Source organism: Soonwooa sp. (genome assembly GCF_032062245.1).
GTDB lineage: Bacteria > Bacteroidota > Bacteroidia > Flavobacteriales > Weeksellaceae > Soonwooa.
Genome location: NZ_DAMBQF010000001.1, coordinates 1 through 18,189 on the forward strand (window position 1 = coordinate 1; position 18,189 = coordinate 18,189).

The window sequence follows — 18,189 nt, forward strand, 5'->3', positions numbered from 1 at the left end:
TTTTAAACCAATTTATGCTTATTTTTGAAGAAAGGCTCAGATTATAAAATCCAAGTCCTAACTTTTTAACTTACACACTTAACGGGATAGTGTCTTCAAAAAGGAAATATTTCTCTGTTTTCCTTTGCGATAAGATAATTTTATCTTAAATCAATTATTTGAAATATTGCTTATCCCGAGCTCAGATTATTTATACAACAGCTGTTGTTTTACATTTTTATTAAGTTGGAAATGCTTAATGTTTTCTAATAGTTTATCCGCCTCTTGTTTATTAATTGCATACAAAACAACTGTATCTCTTGCTGTTCCTCTGTTCTCAAAAATAGTCCAAGATGCAACTGCAATCCAATCTTTTGGCGGGTCATTTGGGAACCATCCAGGATAGATTATAGCAACTTTATATTGATTCTCTTTTGCATAGTCTTCTAAAAATTTGTGAAATTTATTATTAAATTCACTTTCTTCCAAACCTTTGTTATCAACAAAAAAATGAGTTACATCTGTAGATCCAAGCCCAACAATATCCAGCAAATCAACCTCAGAAAAATAAGAAATCGCACCAATGTCGTTTGCAATTACTTTTTGACCTTTGTAATAATCATGTAGAAAACGAGACATTTCCAATTGTTGTTCCTGAATATTTTTTGAAGCAACTCGCAATGCAAAATGAGAATAAAACACCAGATATACCCCAACTGCTACAAAACAAACGAAAGAACCGAAAAACAACTGTTGAATTCGACTCTGTTTTAATGTGATTTTCTTTGGGATTTTCAAGTATTTTCCCGATATCGAAATCACAACTACATACAACATTATCATGATGTAGTTTTCGTACCGGATTTTTATCAGTCCAAACAAGCTTTGCATCAATGCTACGGATACAACTAACCAAATAAAAACTTCGTTTTTTACAATCGCGAGCAATCCTTTGTTCTTATAATTATCAAACAGATAAAGAGCTATACAGATAAATGGAAATAAGAACAACTTGTAAAATGACACATTCATAAGAATTCCTTTTTTGAAAATCATCCAAATACTCATTAGAATATTACCATCCGGATAATTCCCTTTTATAAGGACAGAGTTGGGGAAAAAGTAACCGCCACATTGTATGGATATCAATCCAAAAACAACAATTGGAAGAAAACCAATCAATAGAACGCCTATGCCTTCTTTTATTCTTTTATTAATGATGAGAATAGCTGTAAGCGCAGTTACAAAAAACATGCTTTCAAAACGGACCATTCCCAGTAACAATATAACCAAAATCAGTTTCAAATAATCTTTTGCCGCATATCCACTTTGTTCATTCTGCTTGATATAATACAAGGCAATCACAGAAAGCATCATGTGAATTGTCTGCTCCATCCCAAGCAAAACCATCACATACAACATAGACAAGACACTGATAAACATTCCAATTTTCAATAGTTTTTCTGAGAAGAAATCTTTGAAAAACCTATAAACCCAAAACACAGTTCCATACCCCGCCAATACATTAATAATCATCGGATAATACAAATTATCTCCAAATAATTTTATAAGCAAACTTAGAATAAGCGTATAAAGTATGGATGACGATCCACTGTCAAAATCTCCGGGATTAATAGACCAAAAACCTTGTTCTCCAAAATTTTTCGCTATTGCCAAATGAATATAAACATCATCCAACGGATAAACCAGTGCGTTACCTTGAGTTATAGAAAAGCCATAAATGAAATAAAACCCAATAAAAACAGTGAAAATCAGTAAGTAATAAAATAGAATTTTTTGCATTATTTTTATTAACATTGCCAAAAATAATCATTAATTTTTAAAAAAACAGATTAACTAATTCTATTATCCATTATATTTGCGTTTTAATTTTATGAAGATTTGAAAAAAACTCTACTTTTTATACTGATTTCCAATTTTATATGGGCACAATGGAGCATTTCTAACGCACAAAGAAATGCTTTAGTAAGCTTATACGACAATACCAATGGACAAAATTGGAATCGAACTTGGGACCTATCAAAAGATCCTAGAACATGGTTTGGTATTACTGTCAAAAATGGTGATGTTGTCCAAATTTCACTCAACAACAATGCTTTAAAAGGTGTTTTCCCATCTAACTTGGCTTTGTTTACAAAACTTCAAAAATTAGACTTAGGAAATAATGAACTAAATGGTGAAGTTGCACCCAGCCTTTCTAGTCTAGCATCGTTAACGGTTTTAGACATTTCTAATAATAGATTATCAGGCGATCCCAGTACTAGAATATCAGGTTTGACAAACCTTGAAGATTTAAGTATTGGTGGTAACAATTTCGAAGTATCTGACCTTAACGCCAGTCTACAGAATTTCAGCAAATTAAAATCCCTGAATATTTCTCAGATGCAGCTAACAGAAATCCCTGCGAAGATTTCTACATTTTCTAATTTGCAACAACTTGACCTTAGCAACAACCAATTAACATCAGGTTTCGGTAGTTTAGCAAGCCTCACTTTGTTACAAGAACTTAACTTGTCTAATAACCAGCTTAATACCATTCCGGCTGAAGTTGCAACACTTATTAAACTGTTAAAACTAGACCTCAGCCATAACAATATTTCTAATTATTCTAACCTTGGTAATGCGCTAAGCCTAGAACAATTAAACATCGCAGATAACAAGCTAGAGCAAATTCCTAGTAAGATTACGACGCTTCCCAACCTTCTTAATCTTAACCTGAATCAAAATAATATTAAATCAGGATTATCAAATTTATCACAACTTAAAAATCTTCAACAGCTATCTATAGACGACAACGATCTTCGTGGTAGCTTTCCTACAGAACTTCTTAACATTCCAAGTCTTTTAATGTTATCACTTCGTGACAATCATTTGGAAGGCGAAATCCCAGCTAATATACCCGCAATTGCAGATGTTAGCAACAATAGATTTTCAAAGCAGGCTGTAGAAGCACAATTTACAAATCCTAACTTCAATTATGATAGTTTTTATTACTCGCCACAACGTTACGACGGGCCTGCAGAAGTATTGGGTGTAATTGGTCAGCCCGCAAGTCTTTATCAATCTTTAAGCGGAACAGATTACAGTTTTACATGGTATAAAAATTTGGACGAAAACATGAACATCGGGACCGAAAATCTTTTCTTTAACGAGGTCAAATCCGAAGATTATGCGACTTACACTGTCGAAGCTTTCACTTACAAAAAGATCGGCAACAATCTTATGCAATTATCACTTTTCCGTGAGCCGATTAAATTAACAGATAAATTGGGCGTTGAAGATCCATCAAGATCGATTAAGATCTTCCCAAATCCAACAACAGATTTCATCAACATACTTGCCACCAACAAAAGCATCGAAAAAGTCCTTATCTACGACCTTAGTGGCAAACAAGTTATGTCGACGACAGCTACAAGAATCAATGTTTCGCGACTGCCTTCAGGCGTTTATATGTTGAACATCAAAACCGAAAACGGCATCAAAAACTTAAAATTTATCAAACAATAATTTGAAACTACGATAATAAAATTTTTCAGGAGCATGGCAATTTGTCATGCTTTTGTCTTTTACACCCGCTGTCCGCTGTATCTTTAGGTTTGGCGCTCGGACGGCTCCGCTACGCTCCGCCGCCTCACGCCAACCCAAAGGATGCCGCTTCCATCGGGGCTAATTATTGAAGATTCCACATTCTTTTGACTAAAACTTATAACACAGAAAACGATAATTCAGTAGATTTGTATAAAACAAGCTTTTATGCAACATGTAAGACTAAAATCAATCCTAGATAACGATTTCTACAAAATAACGATGCAAAATGCCGTCGTAAAACTCTTCACCAACGAAATCGTCAAATACGAATTCATCAACCGAGGTCAACATAACTTCCCAGATAACTTTGCCGATGAACTTCGCAAAGCCGTTGACGACATGGCAAACCTAAAACTTACCAAAGAAGAAAAAGCCTATCTCCGCAAGACTTGTCCGTATCTTAGTCTTCCCTATCTGGACTTTTTAGAAGGTTATCAATACGATCCTAGCGAAGTCAAAATCGAACAAAATGGCAGCGACGTTAAAGTCAGCGTCGAAGGTTATTGGTACCGTACAATACTTTGGGAAGTTCCTATTCTAGCATTGATCAGCGAATTACATTATGAGATGAACCATTTCGAAAGACAGTCCAACCAAGAAGTCATTGATAAAACCGTCGAAAAAGGAAAGCATTTGACTGACCTTGGCGTTTCTTTCGCCGAATTTGGGACACGAAGAAGACATTCTTATCACGTTCACAATTTGGTAATGGAAGCACTTTTGCAAGACGAAAACTCAACTTTCATTGGAACATCGAATGTGCATTTCGCCATGAAATTTAATGTAAAACCAATCGGTACCCACGCCCACGAATGGTTTATGTTCCACGCGGCTGAATTCGGTTTCAAAATGGCAAATTCTTTAGCCTTAGAACATTGGATTGACGTTTATCGTGGTGATTTGGGTGTTGCATTGTCCGACACTTATACAACCGATGTGTTCTTCCAGCAGTTTGACAAAAAGTTTTCAAAACTCTTTGATGGCGTGCGTCATGACAGCGGTGATCCAATAGAATTTGCTGAGAAAACCATCGCGCATTATCAATCTTTGGGCATTAATCCGCTTTTCAAATACATTATTTTTTCGGATGGGCTTAACCTCGAAAAAGTGGACGAAATTACAAAAGCTTGTCGTGGAAAAATCGGAATTTCATTTGGGATTGGCACCAACCTTACCAACGATGTCGGCCTAAAACCTATGAACATCGTTATGAAATTAATCGGTGTACAAGCGCCCAATAAAGAATGGATACCGACTGTAAAACTGTCTGACGAAAAAGGAAAATACACGGGCGATCCAAAAATGATAGAACTTGCAAAAGAGTTTTTAAGAATCCAGGAATAATTACCCGTCATTTGCGTGAGGGCGAAGCGCATTGTCGGAGCTCGTTTTTTTTTCAAAAAAACAGCGACTGTGCGAAGACCGACCCGAAAGAGGAAATGGCGTGCGAGCGAAGCGAGCGCATAATTTCCGAATGAGGGACACGCCCAAAAATGTTAAAAGCTATGAACCAACTATTAACATTCGTATTCGGCATCTGCGCCGCAATAGGATTTGGACAGAATAAGAACTACGATAAAAAAATCGCAGATTCGCTGAGTGCAGATCAATACGGCATGCGTCCTTACGTTATCGTCATGCTGAAAACTGGTCCAACAAAAATTGACGACAAAAAGAAAATGTCAGAATTGATGCGCGGACATCTCGATAATATTGGGAAGCTTGCAAAAGATGGAAAACTGTCTGTAGCAGGACCTTTCTTTGATAAAAACGAAAGAGATTATCGCGGCATGTTTATCTTTAATGTTAAAACTATTGAAGAAGCAGATGCTTTAGTAAAAACTGATCCTGCGATTATGGCGGGTGTTTTTGCTTATGAAAGTTTCAAATGGTATGGATCAGCGGCTTTACCAATGTATCTGAAATATCACGAAAAAATTTCTAAAGAAAATCCTTAGATCATGGAAAGCAATTATCTCGAAAGCGTTAAAAAACAGTTCGAATATTACAAAAGTATTGGCGATAAAACCTTCGAGCAACTTTCGGATGACACTTTGTTTTGGCAATACAACGAAGAAAGCAACAGCATTGCAATTATCGTAAAACATCTTTGGAGAACTATGTTGTCGCGCTGGACAGATTTTTTGACAACTGATGGCGAAAAAGATAATCGCAATCGTGACTCAGAGTTTGAAAATGATATAAAATCTCGCACAGATTTATTAGAAAAATGGAATGCTGGCTGGAATTGTCTTTTTTCAGCATTGAATGACTTGACGAAAAATGACTTGGATAAAATCATCTACATTCGCAACCAGGGTCGTACGGTTTTGGAAGCCTTCAACAGACAATTGGCCCATTATCCATATCATGTTGGGCAAATTGTTTTAATAGGAAAAATGATTGCCGACAACAATTGGAAAAGTCTATCTATCCCAAAAGGAAATTCGAAAGTGTCTAATGATGAAAAATTTTCGCAACCGAAACATCAAGAACACTTCACCGAAGAAATGCTTAGAAAACTTGAAAATAATCAATAACAAAAAAACACTCGAAGATTCGAGTGTTTTTTGTTTGAAAAATATAGTTTTGAGTGAAAAATGTTTGAACTAAGATTTTTGGCTGATAAGTTTTGATTTTGAATTTTTAAAATTGATTTTCACTTTCGCATTTTGTCCTGCAGCCACCAATTTCGAAATATCATCCATTGTAAATTTGCCAGTTACATCGACAAATACGGCATCGCGATCTTGCGAGTTAACCACAATCATTAATTTTTTAATCGTATCATCTATCTGTTGCGCATTGATGTTGATAATATCACCTTCGCTGCGGATTGATGCCCATTCTTGAAACTTTTCATCATTAAGATAAGTCGTAAATTCTGACATTACTTTCGGACTCATATTCTCGGAAACCATCACTCGGATTTTAGAAACTTTCTTAACCAAATTAATAACTTCTTCGTTATCGCCTTCGTTTCGTAACTGATTTTTAAGATAAGTTTTTGCTAAAAAAGTAGGCACATTAATGCTCATGTAATTGGCTTGACCTCTATATTGTGGTGCATTAAAAAAGTCAACAGACGGCTTTTGCGAAACAATGCAAGATTGTAAACTTAGTAATGCAAAAGACAAAACGGGAAAGAATAGATATTTTTTCATGGGATAATATTTTATTTAATTTTTAAACTTAAAATCGTCTAAAAAAGTGATTGGTGAAAAGTAATATTAATTGATCTGAGTAATACTTGCACCCGTTATTTTCTTAACATCGGTCACAATATTACTAGGATTCCCTTTGTACTGAACCGACGCTGCAGAAGACACTTGTGCTGTCAAAGCATCGCTAACCGCTAGTTTTACACTACTTCCAGAAGATGCACTAACAGTCGCTTTTTTAGAAGTAAAACCAACTCCGTCCAAAGCTGCGCCGCTCGAAACGCTGTAGGCAACATTATCGCCAGAGCCGTTAAGTCTTACAAAAGAGCCACTTGATACATCGATCGCCAAAGCATTTGTTTTTAAATCCATTCTAATGTTAGATCCAGAGCTTGCTTGTAAAGCTGCTGAAGACGAAATATCAAACTTGCCATCGATACGCGATCCAGAAGTCGCTTCAACTGCTAAAGCACGATCCGTAATGGTATTCATCGCTTGGAAGCTCGCACCAGATTTCGTGACAATGCGATTCATCTTCGGAGCAGAAACAATTACCGTCAAATTTCTGATATTTAAATTTTTAACACCATTATTTCTGATGAAAACTTTTAGTACACCGTTTTCAACTTCGGTAATAATGTACTTTAGTTTATCAGGTTCTACATCTACAAAAACCGATTGATTGGCAGCTTGCGTAAATTTTACACTCACACCAGTTGATACTTCGATGCCATCAAAATTTGCAACCTTTCTTTCGCTTTTAGAATTCTCATCTGACGTCGAATTAATGCTCGAAATCGGATTAAGTGCTGTTACATTTTTAGTTTCTTGTATTAAATTAGAAACATCATCCATAGAGATTTTCCCATCCAACATCATCAAAATGGTGCTTTCATCAGTAGAAATATTTAATAACAAATCATTTAACACACCATCTTTTGCTTCTGAAGCTAAGAACTTGATTTTGTTATCACGACTATTGACAGTCATCAATTCTTCGTACTTCATCGCCTTAATCGCTGATAAAACACTATTTTTTTGGTTCTCATAATTCTGCAACGGAATTTTATTTTCCGCAGCCAACTCCGCTGGGAAAGTTGGTTTTTCCATGATCATGATATTAAGACCTTGGATTTTGCTTAACAAAGGTTTTATTTTACTCAACTCGGAGTCACCGATGTTAAGTTTGTTCAACATGCCGAACATTGGTTTAGCAATCTTTATCGTCGTGACACCTTGTGAGTCTTGATATTGCGTGAATAACTGATTCAGCTTTTCGGACTGACCATAAATATTGGTCGATAAGAAAAACAGGACGAGTAATATTGATAGTTTTTTCATTGTCTTAAAATTATAAAAATCAGTTCGTATTTACTTTACACTTTGCGCTTGGTCAACAGTCTGGCTAACATTACTTGCAAGATAGTTAAAAGCGTCTTCTGTTAGTGCCAAAGCTTCTTGCTCGTTGTATACAGGTTTTCCGTTGATCATCACGTAACTTGGGTTGTAGGCAACCTCGCTTTTGCTTGATGGTTTTGCCTGATTATTTTTTGCCGGGGAAGATGTCTCTGGTTTTGATGTCGTTGTCGCAACCTGATTCACCCTTGGGGTCTTTGTTTCAATTGTTGTAGGTTCAGAGATGTTTGCCTCTGTATCGTGCTTTGTTGGCTCTTCTATATCTTGAGAACCTAAATCTTTCGGTATAGTTTGTTCTGGTTCTGGTTCTACTGGTTCTGTATCTTGTTTAACAACGCTTTTCAAAGGTTTATTAAAATCACCATTTTCTTCATTAACAAAAAGGTAACCACCTAAAATACCCATAAACATTACTAAACTTGCTGCCATCCAATAATTCTTCAAACCGCTTCCGAATTTTGGTTTTGCTGTAACTAACGGAATAATTGGTGTCGTCTCTTCAACTTGCTTTTCTTCCGCAGCTTCTACTTTCGATAAAAAACTATCGAAATCCATCATCATCTTTTCCTGTTTCTCTTCTCTTAGAAAAGAAAAATAAGGATCGTCGCTTTCTTGTTTTAGAAGTTCTTCTTCTTCGGGCGACAGCTCCTCACCTTCAAAAAATCTATACTCCCAATCCTTGTATTTGTCGGTTTTCATACACGTGAAGTTTATTAATGGCTTCTCTCACCTTCTGACGGGCCCGCATCAGGTTAATTCTCACTGCATTTTCCTCCATTTCTAGAATCCCGGCGATCTCGGAAATGTCGTATTCCTCAACATCTTTAAGGTGGATGACCATCTTTTGTTTTTCGGGCAAATCATTGATAAACTTCAAGATTTGCTCTTTCAAATTATTGGTTTCTATTTGATAAAGTTCGGATCTTCCGTATTCTAATTGTGCGAAATTCTGTTTAACATCATGGTGCTTCAGCCGGTTGAGACACTCATTTTTCACACATCTTAATACATAAGATTTAAGATTATCTATAGAAAGTAATTCTTCTTTTTTCTGCCAAAACTTCATCAACAAGTCCATCGTTACATCTTCGGCTTCGTCGGCGCTCATAACAAACCTTTTCGCAAAACGATACATCTCATCTTTGAGTGTATATATCGATTCTTGAAATACTTCTTTAGTCATGTTATGTTTGCCGGTTTATAAGTAAGACACCTGTGATTACAAAAATATTACATTTAAAATAAAAAAAGCGTCTAAATAAATTTAAACGCTTGATTTTCAATAAAATAAAATTTAATAATTCTCGTAAATATATTTTAAAATATGTTTGTCATTTTCAGTTAAAGCTACTTTGCGACGTTCCATTACTCTCTCCGAAACTTCATAAGCTTTCTCGATTTTGAATTTTTCATCACCCTTCATGCCGCCCCAACTAAAATTCTCTACCAAATTTGGTGGAAAACCAGCTTTGAAAATATTAGCAGCAACGCCAACCACAGTTCCTGTATTTAGTTGTGTGTTAATCGCTGTTTTAGAATGATCTCCCATAATCAAACCACAGAACTGAAGTCCAGTATCTTCAAAACGTTTGGATTTGTAATTCCAAAGTTTGACAGAAGCATAATTATTTTTAAGGTTTGAAGAATTGGTGTCGGCACCAAGATTACACCATTCGCCAATCACAGAATTACCAACAAATCCGTCATGTCCTTTATTCGAAAAACCGAAAACTACAATGTTATTAACTTCGCCACCTACTTTAGAATGCGGGCCGATGGTGGTCGGTCCGTAGATTTTTGCACCAAGATTAAACTTAGAATGTTCGCACAAAGCAATTGGTCCTCGAAGGTTGCAACCTTCCATGACTTCAGCATCTTTACCGATATAGATTTTACCAGTTTTACAATTAACTGTTGCAAACTCTAGCACAGCTCCTTCTTCTATAAACAAGTCTTTTTTGTCACCTAAAAATCCACAAGTCGAAGACAACTCTTGCGACGTGCGACCTTTCGTTAACAATTCAAAATCGAAATCGATGGCTTTGTCATTATACGAAAACAAATCTGTAGGTTTTTTGAAGAACAAAATCTCTTCTGTAACATCGGTCATTTTCTCAATCTGGTTAAGAGAGAAGTTTTCCATATTGATGTTAGCCACCAAAAGTTCGTTGTCGTAGACTAGCGCTTCACCAGCTTTCAGATCTTTAATTTGTTGTAAAAGACTTTCTGATGGCAAGAAATTCGGAACAATAAAAAGGCTTTGTCCCGCAGCAGGTTTTTTATATTTTTCTTGTAGAAAATCTTCGGTGATGTAGAAAGAAGTTTCTATATCCAAAAGCTTTTTCCAGCGTTCCGAAAAGGTCAAAATCCCGACACGCATTTCTGCGACTGGTCGTGTAAAAGAAAGCGGAAGAAAATCTTCCCAATATTGTGCGTCCGAAAATACAAGTTGCATTTTTATAGAATTTAGATGTTAGATATTAGAAATCAGACTTTAAATCTTAAAGTTCAAATTTAATAAAAAAAGCTTCCGGAAAATCCGGAAGCTTTTATATTTTACGTTAATTCTCTAAAATTATTTAGCGAATTTTTTGTACTTGTTCATGAACTTATCAACACGTCCTGCAGTATCAACTAACTTAGTTTTACCTGTATAGAAAGGGTGAGAAGTAGAAGAGATTTCCATTTTGATTAATGGATATTCTTGACCTTCGTATTCGATAGTGTCTTTAGTATCAGCAGTAGATTTGCAAAGGAACATTTCATCGTTACTCATATCTTTGAAAACTACCAATCTATAATTTTCTGGGTGTATACCTTGTTTCATTTCAGAATTTTTTAAAAATTTTTGTTTAAATATGAGTTTCGGACGTAATGGCTTCCTACTACTCTGGTATTTGAGATTGCAAAATTAAACAATATTTTTTAATCTACAAATATTTCATTAAAATTATTTGGGCGTGTCCGCTTGTTTTTTTTTCCTAAACTTTGGCCATCCAAAAAAACAAGCGGGTCGCTACGTTCGCTCCTATCTTTTGTAATTGGCGCTGAGTGGGTTGGTTGATGAGCGGAGCCCAAACGCCAATTACAAAAGGATATCCGCTACCATCGCTCACGCGCGCGATTCCCTGTTACTACTATACTCTTTTGGCGCTCGCTTCGCTCGCGCCACCAAAGCATTTGTACAACTATTTCGCTTTAAACTTATTAATAGCATTAACCGTAAACTCCGACAATACCAATTGCCCACTAACCGCAGCACGTTCTGTTAAAAGAGAATCCCAACTTTCTGTACCTTTCCAGAAGATTTCTTTTAATTGGAACATCGCTTCAGGATTTGATTTCGCAAGTTTCTCGGCAAGAATTTCGATTTCAGCGTCCATTTCTTCTGTTGTCTCGTAGACATCTTGGAACATATTTTTCTCACGCGCCCACTCCGCCGAATAGAATTCGGTAGCATTGATTGCCAACTGTGCGAAAGCAGCCGTTCCGATTTTCTTTTCTACAACTGGACCGATAACAAAAGGACCAATACCAACCGCCAGTTCGCTCAACTTAACCGCAGCGTTTTCTGTTGCAAAAGTATAATCCGCAGCGCAAGCGATACCAACACCGCCGCCAACAGCTTTACCATGAATTCTTGCAATTATCAACTTTGGAGATTTGCGCATCGCGTTGATAACATTGGCGAAACCAGAGAAAAATACTTTTCCAGTTTCGAAATCTTTAATCGAGATTAACTCATCGAAAGACGCACCTGCACAAAAGGCTTTTTCTCCTCCACTTCTCAGAATAATGACTTTTACCTCATCATTTTTACTGAGGTTATTAATTTCTTCTACAAGATTCTTGAGTTGAGAACTCGGCATCGAGTTGCTTTGCGGATGGAAAAACTCGATGGTTCCAATTCCGTTTTCTATGGTTGACGTGACGTGTGCTTGCATTTTATTAAATTAAATTGACTGACTATACGTTGGTAAAGATATTGCTTTTCACATATCTGAGCAAACCTTGAAAACAGTTCGTTAAATTCTAAATTAAACCTGAGTAAAAAATGAAATTAAGCTATCCTTAGACATCATAAAAATTTCATCGATAGATTGTTAATCAACTTATCTCTTAATCAGAGCAATTTTTTCCATAATCAAATCAACTTTATCCAGAGAAACAGGAATGCAAATTTTATTATTAAATTCCAAATTTCCGCCGTTCGATTTATTATAAATAGTAACATAACTCAAATTAGCAATATATGATTTCTGAACTCTCAGAAAATTAGGATAACTGGAAAGTATGTCTTCAAAGTTTTTCAGATACCTGCTGCAAATCATTTTTTCACCATTGAGCAAAACAATTTCACAATAGGAACCTTCTCCTTTGATATATAAAATCTGATTGGTTTCCAGAAACACAATGCTATTGCCAGTTGGAACAGCTATTTTGTTCAGTTTATTCTGATTGATATTCTCTTTTAAAACTTTGATGTTTTCTGTTTTTATTTTTTGAAACCGCTTGACCGCTTCTACAAGTTCATTTGGATTAACAGGTTTCAGTAAATAATCAATCGCTGAAAATTTGAATGCTTTTATAGCATATTGACTATAAGCCGTGGTAAAGATGATGGAAAAATGGATGTCTTCTTCGTGAAAAAAATCAAACAATTCCAGTCCGCTATGACCAGGCATCTCTATATCCAGAAAAACCAAATTAGGTTTGTGTTTGTTGATTTCTTTTACTCCTTCGGCAAGCGTCTCGCATTGTTCAATGATTTTTACATCCGGGCAATATTCTTCAATCAGTAATTGCAATGCAACACGTGCTCTGATTTCGTCATCTATAATAATTGCTTTTATTTCCATCTGGCTGGTATGTTGATAATTACTTTAGGTCCTATTGACTCTTCAAATTCTAATTTGTCAAGATATTGAACTGTAATTTTATTGGTTTTATTTTTATTCAGAATTTCCAATCTTTTTGAAATAGCATTGGTTGCAAATGACATATGATTTTTTCTGTTGGTTGCATTTAATTCTACACTTTTCTTCCTGCCGATGCCGTTATCATCAATCCAAATTTCCAAAGCATTATTGTTCCTTCTGAAGTCGATGGTCAATAATTTCATTCCTTTCAAATGCAGCAATCCGTGCTTAATGGAATTTTCTACAAAAGGCTGCAAAAGCATTGTCGGAATTTTGATTAATTCTGCATCAATTTGTTCATCAACAGTGATGGTGTAATTGAAATCATTAAAAAAACGCGCTTTTTCCAGGTCGAGATAAAGTGTTATGGTTTTTATTTCTTGCTGAATGGAGATATAATTTTTCTCCGTTAATTCCAAAATCATTCTCGTTAATGAAGAAAATTTGTTGAGATAAGTAATTGCCTCTCTTTTTTCATTCGATAAGATGTAGGACTGGATTGTATTCAAAGCATTATAGAAAAAATGCGGATTCATCTGTGACTGGATTGCTGTGAGTTTTGACTCATTCAGACTATTTTCTAGAGAAATCCTGTTGACTTCGATTTGGTTTTTTTTCTGAATTTTCTTCAGTTTAGATTTATAAAGCAGGTAGAAAAAAGTCATTAAAATCAGGATGCAAAAAACAATAAAAACATAACTTTCCCAAAATGGTTTTTGAATGGAAAAATTGTAATTGATAATTTGATTTTCAGTTTTCTCAAGATTTTCAATTTTGAATTGTATCGCATAATCGCCCGCCGCAAGCGAAGAGAGTTTCAAGCTTCTTTGGTTGTCTTCCAGCACGACCCATTTACGGTTATTTATTTTATAGGAAATAGGGAATTTAGTATTCGGCAAGTAAGCCAGGACAGAAAAGTTGAAACTGAGGTTATTTTCATCAAAAGCTAAATTCTTAGATGCCGCCACTTTATCATTCACCAAGACATTATTCAGCCTAAATTTGGGTAATTTTTCATCACTTAAATTAGAATTGGATTTGATGATTAGTCCGTCTGATGTTGCTAAAATGGTTTTATCTGATAATGTTGTAATGTCGCTTACGGAAACATCCGGAGTAATAATTTGAATTTTGGTTATTTTTTTTGTCTCCAAATGGTATTGAAAAATCGCATTGTCTGTAAACAAAAACATTTTATCATCAATCAACCTGATATTTTTGATGTCATCAGTAATACCATTCGAGATATTTTCTTTAGAAATCTGATTGTTCTGATTGATTTTTAATAATTCATTTTTATTCGACAACAGGTAAATGGAATTCTTGTAATAATACATTTTTTGACAAAAAACAGATTGATTCTTGTAAAGAATTTCCGTTTGAGAATCCAGTTTTTGAGCATAAAGGCCAATGTTTGTAGCAAAATAAATGCTTTGGTTTGCAGAATTATAAGCAACGGCTTTCCCTCTGACGTTAACCAATAAACGCGCCTCACTAAAAGTTGTATTATTTTTATTGTAATACTGTAGATATAGAGCATCCCAAACCGACTTTTTTGCTGCATCCAAATAAAAAATACCACAAACACCACTTGCAGCAAACGCATAATATTTCTCATCAATTTTAACGATGTCTTTTACAGCATTGTTGATTTCGGTGGTTGATTTACCGATAATTTTAAAATTATTTGAAGTAATGAAGTAAGTATTCTTGTCTTTAAATATTTTATAAACCTCGTGATTCGACTTTCCGTTATAAATGATTTTTTCTTTAAATGTTGTACTGTTTAGTTCACTCAAAATATCATTTTCATAACCAATCGTAATTTTTTCATTATCAGAAAACAAAGTCACAGGTTTGGTTTTGCATTTCCACAAAATAGAATTGAAATTCGGAACATACAGCAGTCCGTTGTTTAGGTTAGAAATCCAAATTTGTTTTCGGCATCTTTAAATATGCTCGAGATATTATAGTTTTTAAAATAGTTGGTGAATTTAGAATCATCATATTCAAACAATCCACGTGTAGTTGCCAGCCATAGCTTATTATTTACAAAACTTAGATTTTGAATAATGCTGCCTTTTAAAACAGTTTTTTTAGTAAATAACTTGTTAGAATATTGGAAAAATTGTCCATCAGTTTTTGAAACAATGTATAAATCTTCTGCATTACTTTCAATCACCACAGATTTTGCATTCGTCAATTCAGGAGGAAGTTCTAAAGATGCTATATTTAAATCGTAATCATTTTTTAAAAGTTTGTCGGTAAAAATGTAAAAATATTTCCTTGATAAATGTGTAGCTTTCAGAGAGATATTATTAAATTTTATTTTACGAATGAGTTTTAGATTGTTCAGGTCGTAAACTTCTATCTGATTTTTCTGAATCGTAAAAAGCTTATCTTCAATAATTCCAAATTCATAATAGCCGATACTGTTTTCTTGTTTGAAAGATTTTAAATCATTATTTTCAATATAATATAGATAACCATCAAAATTGATATACCATATTCTTCCAAACTTATCCTGCAGAATGTTGGAGCCACTTTTACTTGTCTGTTTTTTTGAAAAATAGGTAGAAAACTTGGTGCCATCATATTTAGACAATCCTTCACCGGTTGCAAACCACATAAATCCATTTTTGTCCTGAAAAACATCATAAACCTCATTAGACGGTAAACCTACCGACTTATCAATAGCATAGGAATATGGGTCTTGAGCTCGAAGAACAAAACAGTTTAAAAATAGAATGCAAAAAAGTAGATAGCGCAGTTTCAAATGGTGGAATAGTTACTTTACAAATATACTTTAATAACTTTTTGTACAGTGATTTACAAATGATTTGAGAAATAAATTTCATCAACTCATAATCCTGTTTGATGAATTGGTCTCGTCAATATAAACCTGGTGAAAGTAGTTTTGATGTAGAATTAAAATTTACAGACATGAAAAAACTATTACACTTTTGTTTATTACTGATTGCAGCAAGTGGTTTTGCACAAACACCAATATACAAATGGGATTTCGACGAAAGTATGAACAATTCGGGTTCAGCTACAATTTCAACTTGGATTCCAAGTGGTTCCTCTTCCTCAGCTTATGTTTCCAATAGATTTGGAGAACCTAATAAAGCTATTCATATTCCAAATACTTTGGGATATTCCATTGATATTACAAATGGAGCAATGCCTACAGGAAATGCTTCAAGGACATTAACTTTTTGGGTTAAATTTGTCAATGATACAGACAATAAAAATTATCCTGTAGTAGGCTGGGGTAATGTCGCAAGCGGACAAGCGTTTGGGTTTTGGAGAACCGGCGTACAAAAAAGTTACTACACATATGGTACAGGAAATGATTATAATGTGCCACAGACAAATGCCCAAATACAAGCAACTAATAACGGTTGGATTCACGTTGCGATGGTTCATACGGGTTCAATGCTTTCTATTTATTATAATGGTGTATCGCAAGGAAATTTTGCAAGAGCCTTAAATACTGGCGTCCAATATTTTGGTCTTAATCGATTAGTAAATGCTTCTGCTGGTACGGGTGATGTCATACAAGTAGATGATTTAAGAATTTATAACGTGGCATTAAGCTCTACTCAAATAGGTGATATGTATAATCAAGCCACTACTGCCGCACCAACTATTACCAACCTGTCTTCTTCAAATATCGGAACTACAACTGCTACAATCAATTATACCGTTAATGCCGATAATGCGGCTACAACTACCGAAGTTCGTTATGCAGTTACTCCGGGAGGTCCTACGCAAACTCAAAACGGACCAAGCGCATCTGGTATAGCCAACACACAGCTAACACAAAATTTAACTGGATTATCTCCCAACACAACTTATGAGTATAGTGTCTGGGCAACCAATAGTTCAGGAACAAATTTTTCAGCTCCTTTAACATTTACAACCGGTTCAACAGCACCAGCTGCAATAACGGCAGTTAATTCTAACAGTATCACGGATGTTTCAGCTACAATTAATTTTAATATAAATACAAACGGAGTCGCAACACCTACAACTATTAATTACGGAACTTCTGCATCTGCTTTGACAAGTACTACTCAAGGTCCAATTGTAAATTCAAGTGTTCCAATGTCAACCAATATAGGTTTAACAGGATTAACAGCCAATACAACTTATTACTATAAAGTGCAAGCGACTAATGGTAATGGTATTTCTAATTCTACTGTAAGTAGCTTTACAACATTAGCAACTGCTCCAACACCAATTCCTATTTATCATTATAAATTTAATGGAAATTTAAATGAAGAACATGGCGGACCGGCTTTAACCATAAGTCCATTAACCATAATGCCTTATAGTTTTCCAAACAATAGTGCTTTGCTGCTTGAAAAAGATAATCTGAATAGATCACCGTTTTTCACAGCCACTTTACCTAATTTACCACAAGGAAATGCGGCAAGAACGGTTTCCGTAAGAGTTTATTATGAGTCAGGTTCGCTTTCTTCAGAAAACAATCTTTTCTCTTGGGGAACTACTGTAAATACTCAGGCTTATGGTTTTAGTCAAACGGCTTCAAATGCAAATAATTATTTTGGGGGACCAACAGATTTAACTTTTTCGATGCCAACCAATTTTGCGACTTGGTACACATTAACCTTCGTTTATGATGGAACATGGGTTAAGGTTTACAGAGACGGAAGTCTTTTGCAGCAAGGAGCAAAAAGTTTGAACACAACGGGAACAATTCTTAGAATTGGATCTACACCAGATCAATCAGCTCGTTTTTTAAATGCTAGAATTGATGATTTAAAAATCTATAATACAGCTTTAACTCAATCACAGATAATAGGCTCGATTGAAACATTAGCCAACAATGATTACAATGAAAATACTTTAAAATTCAATTTGTATCCCAATCCTGCTAATGATATCGTATCAATTTCTACGAAAAATGAATTGAAATCTGTTGAGATTTACTCTTTGGTGGGACAAAAAGTTTTAACAACAGCTCAAAAAGAATTCAATATTTCTCAATTAAATTCAGGACTATATTTAGTAAAAGTTGAAGATGTGAACGGAAATGTCTCTAACCAAAAATTAATCAAAAAATAAGGAAGATTTTC

The 18,189-nt window shown here is 34.9% G+C and carries 16 protein-coding genes; 5 read left to right on the forward strand and 11 right to left on the reverse strand.

The window, feature by feature from the left end; translation table 11 throughout:
* Positions 1–186: 186 nt before the first annotated feature.
* A complete protein-coding gene (locus RT037_RS00005) occupies positions 187–1,782 on the reverse strand; it encodes a glycosyltransferase family 39 protein (RefSeq protein ID WP_313026661.1) in 1,596 nt (531 codons plus the stop codon).
* Positions 1,783–1,881: 99 nt separating this feature from the next.
* Here RT037_RS00005 and RT037_RS00010 point away from each other — a divergent pair, with 99 nt between their 5' ends.
* From RT037_RS00010 to RT037_RS00025, 4 genes are all read left to right on the forward strand, one after another.
* The gene (locus RT037_RS00010; protein WP_313026664.1) at positions 1,882–3,507 is read left to right on the forward strand and encodes a leucine-rich repeat domain-containing protein; all 1,626 of its coding nucleotides are present in this window, start codon (positions 1,882–1,884) and stop codon (positions 3,505–3,507) included.
* Between the two features lie 246 nt (positions 3,508–3,753).
* On the forward strand, positions 3,754–4,932 hold the full coding sequence (pncB, locus tag RT037_RS00015) for a nicotinate phosphoribosyltransferase (protein ID WP_313026669.1): 1,179 nt from the start codon (positions 3,754–3,756) through the stop codon (positions 4,930–4,932).
* 161 nt (positions 4,933–5,093) lie between these two features.
* Complete coding sequence (locus RT037_RS00020; protein WP_313026673.1) at positions 5,094–5,546, forward strand: YciI family protein; 453 nt, start codon at positions 5,094–5,096, stop codon at positions 5,544–5,546.
* A gap of 3 nt (positions 5,547–5,549) precedes the next feature.
* Positions 5,550–6,128, forward strand: coding sequence for a DUF1572 family protein (locus tag RT037_RS00025; RefSeq protein WP_313026677.1), 579 nt, complete (start codon positions 5,550–5,552; stop codon positions 6,126–6,128).
* 69 nt (positions 6,129–6,197) lie between these two features.
* Here RT037_RS00025 and RT037_RS00030 read toward each other — a convergent pair whose 3' ends face one another.
* From RT037_RS00030 to RT037_RS00075, 10 genes are all read right to left on the reverse strand, one after another.
* Positions 6,198–6,752, reverse strand: coding sequence for a DUF4252 domain-containing protein (locus tag RT037_RS00030; protein WP_313026682.1), 555 nt, complete (start codon positions 6,750–6,752; stop codon positions 6,198–6,200).
* A gap of 66 nt (positions 6,753–6,818) precedes the next feature.
* Positions 6,819–8,090, reverse strand: a complete 1,272-nt coding sequence (locus RT037_RS00035) for a DUF4252 domain-containing protein (protein ID WP_313026687.1) — start codon at positions 8,088–8,090, stop codon at positions 6,819–6,821.
* A 30-nt stretch (positions 8,091–8,120) separates the two neighbouring features.
* Positions 8,121–8,864, reverse strand: coding sequence for a hypothetical protein (locus tag RT037_RS00040; RefSeq protein WP_313026692.1), 744 nt, complete (start codon positions 8,862–8,864; stop codon positions 8,121–8,123).
* Positions 8,830–9,348: an RNA polymerase sigma factor gene (locus tag RT037_RS00045; protein WP_313026697.1), complete on the reverse strand. Its 519-nt coding sequence runs from the start codon at positions 9,346–9,348 to the stop codon at positions 8,830–8,832. The genes RT037_RS00040 and RT037_RS00045 overlap by 35 nt, the downstream gene beginning before the upstream one ends.
* Positions 9,349–9,459: 111 nt before the next feature.
* Entirely contained in the window at positions 9,460–10,620 is a 1,161-nt protein-coding gene (locus RT037_RS00050) for a GlmU family protein (RefSeq protein WP_313026702.1), read from the reverse strand.
* A gap of 120 nt (positions 10,621–10,740) precedes the next feature.
* Complete coding sequence (locus RT037_RS00055; RefSeq protein ID WP_079667302.1) at positions 10,741–10,992, reverse strand: type B 50S ribosomal protein L31; 252 nt, start codon at positions 10,990–10,992, stop codon at positions 10,741–10,743.
* 361 nt (positions 10,993–11,353) lie between these two features.
* The gene (locus RT037_RS00060) at positions 11,354–12,109 is read right to left on the reverse strand and encodes an enoyl-CoA hydratase/isomerase family protein (protein ID WP_313026710.1); all 756 of its coding nucleotides are present in this window, start codon (positions 12,107–12,109) and stop codon (positions 11,354–11,356) included.
* Positions 12,110–12,277: 168 nt separating this feature from the next.
* Positions 12,278–13,024: a LytTR family DNA-binding domain-containing protein gene (locus RT037_RS00065; RefSeq protein ID WP_313026715.1), complete on the reverse strand. Its 747-nt coding sequence runs from the start codon at positions 13,022–13,024 to the stop codon at positions 12,278–12,280.
* Positions 13,015–14,937, reverse strand: coding sequence for a histidine kinase (locus RT037_RS00070; RefSeq protein WP_313026720.1), 1,923 nt, complete (start codon positions 14,935–14,937; stop codon positions 13,015–13,017). The genes RT037_RS00065 and RT037_RS00070 overlap by 10 nt, the downstream gene beginning before the upstream one ends.
* A 62-nt stretch (positions 14,938–14,999) precedes the next feature.
* The gene (locus RT037_RS00075; RefSeq protein WP_409529534.1) at positions 15,000–15,860 is read right to left on the reverse strand and encodes a two-component regulator propeller domain-containing protein; all 861 of its coding nucleotides are present in this window, start codon (positions 15,858–15,860) and stop codon (positions 15,000–15,002) included.
* Positions 15,861–15,961: 101 nt separating this feature from the next.
* Here RT037_RS00075 and RT037_RS00080 point away from each other — a divergent pair, with 101 nt between their 5' ends.
* Complete coding sequence (locus tag RT037_RS00080) at positions 15,962–18,178, forward strand: LamG-like jellyroll fold domain-containing protein (protein WP_313026727.1); 2,217 nt, start codon at positions 15,962–15,964, stop codon at positions 18,176–18,178.
* Positions 18,179–18,189: the final 11 nt, after the last annotated feature.

Excerpts from the sequence above, each read along its gene's own strand:
- RT037_RS00005 (WP_313026661.1), bottom strand. The coding sequence starts at position 1,782 with ATGCAAAAAATTCTATTTTATTACTTACTGATTTTCACTGTTTTTATT.
- RT037_RS00020 (WP_313026673.1), top strand. The coding sequence starts at position 5,094 with ATGAACCAACTATTAACATTCGTATTCGGCATCTGCGCCGCAATAGGA.
- RT037_RS00080 (WP_313026727.1), top strand. The coding sequence starts at position 15,962 with ATGAATTGGTCTCGTCAATATAAACCTGGTGAAAGTAGTTTTGATGTA.
- RT037_RS00065 (WP_313026715.1), bottom strand. The coding sequence starts at position 13,024 with ATGGAAATAAAAGCAATTATTATAGATGACGAAATCAGAGCACGTGTT.
- RT037_RS00030 (WP_313026682.1), bottom strand. The coding sequence starts at position 6,752 with ATGAAAAAATATCTATTCTTTCCCGTTTTGTCTTTTGCATTACTAAGT.
- RT037_RS00055 (WP_079667302.1), bottom strand. The coding sequence starts at position 10,992 with ATGAAACAAGGTATACACCCAGAAAATTATAGATTGGTAGTTTTCAAA.
- RT037_RS00025 (WP_313026677.1), top strand. The coding sequence starts at position 5,550 with ATGGAAAGCAATTATCTCGAAAGCGTTAAAAAACAGTTCGAATATTAC.
- RT037_RS00035 (WP_313026687.1), bottom strand. The coding sequence starts at position 8,090 with ATGAAAAAACTATCAATATTACTCGTCCTGTTTTTCTTATCGACCAAT.
- RT037_RS00060 (WP_313026710.1), bottom strand. The coding sequence starts at position 12,109 with ATGCAAGCACACGTCACGTCAACCATAGAAAACGGAATTGGAACCATC.
- RT037_RS00040 (WP_313026692.1), bottom strand. The coding sequence starts at position 8,864 with ATGAAAACCGACAAATACAAGGATTGGGAGTATAGATTTTTTGAAGGT.
- RT037_RS00045 (WP_313026697.1), bottom strand. The coding sequence starts at position 9,348 with ATGACTAAAGAAGTATTTCAAGAATCGATATATACACTCAAAGATGAG.
- pncB (WP_313026669.1), top strand. The coding sequence starts at position 3,754 with ATGCAACATGTAAGACTAAAATCAATCCTAGATAACGATTTCTACAAA.
- RT037_RS00050 (WP_313026702.1), bottom strand. The coding sequence starts at position 10,620 with ATGCAACTTGTATTTTCGGACGCACAATATTGGGAAGATTTTCTTCCG.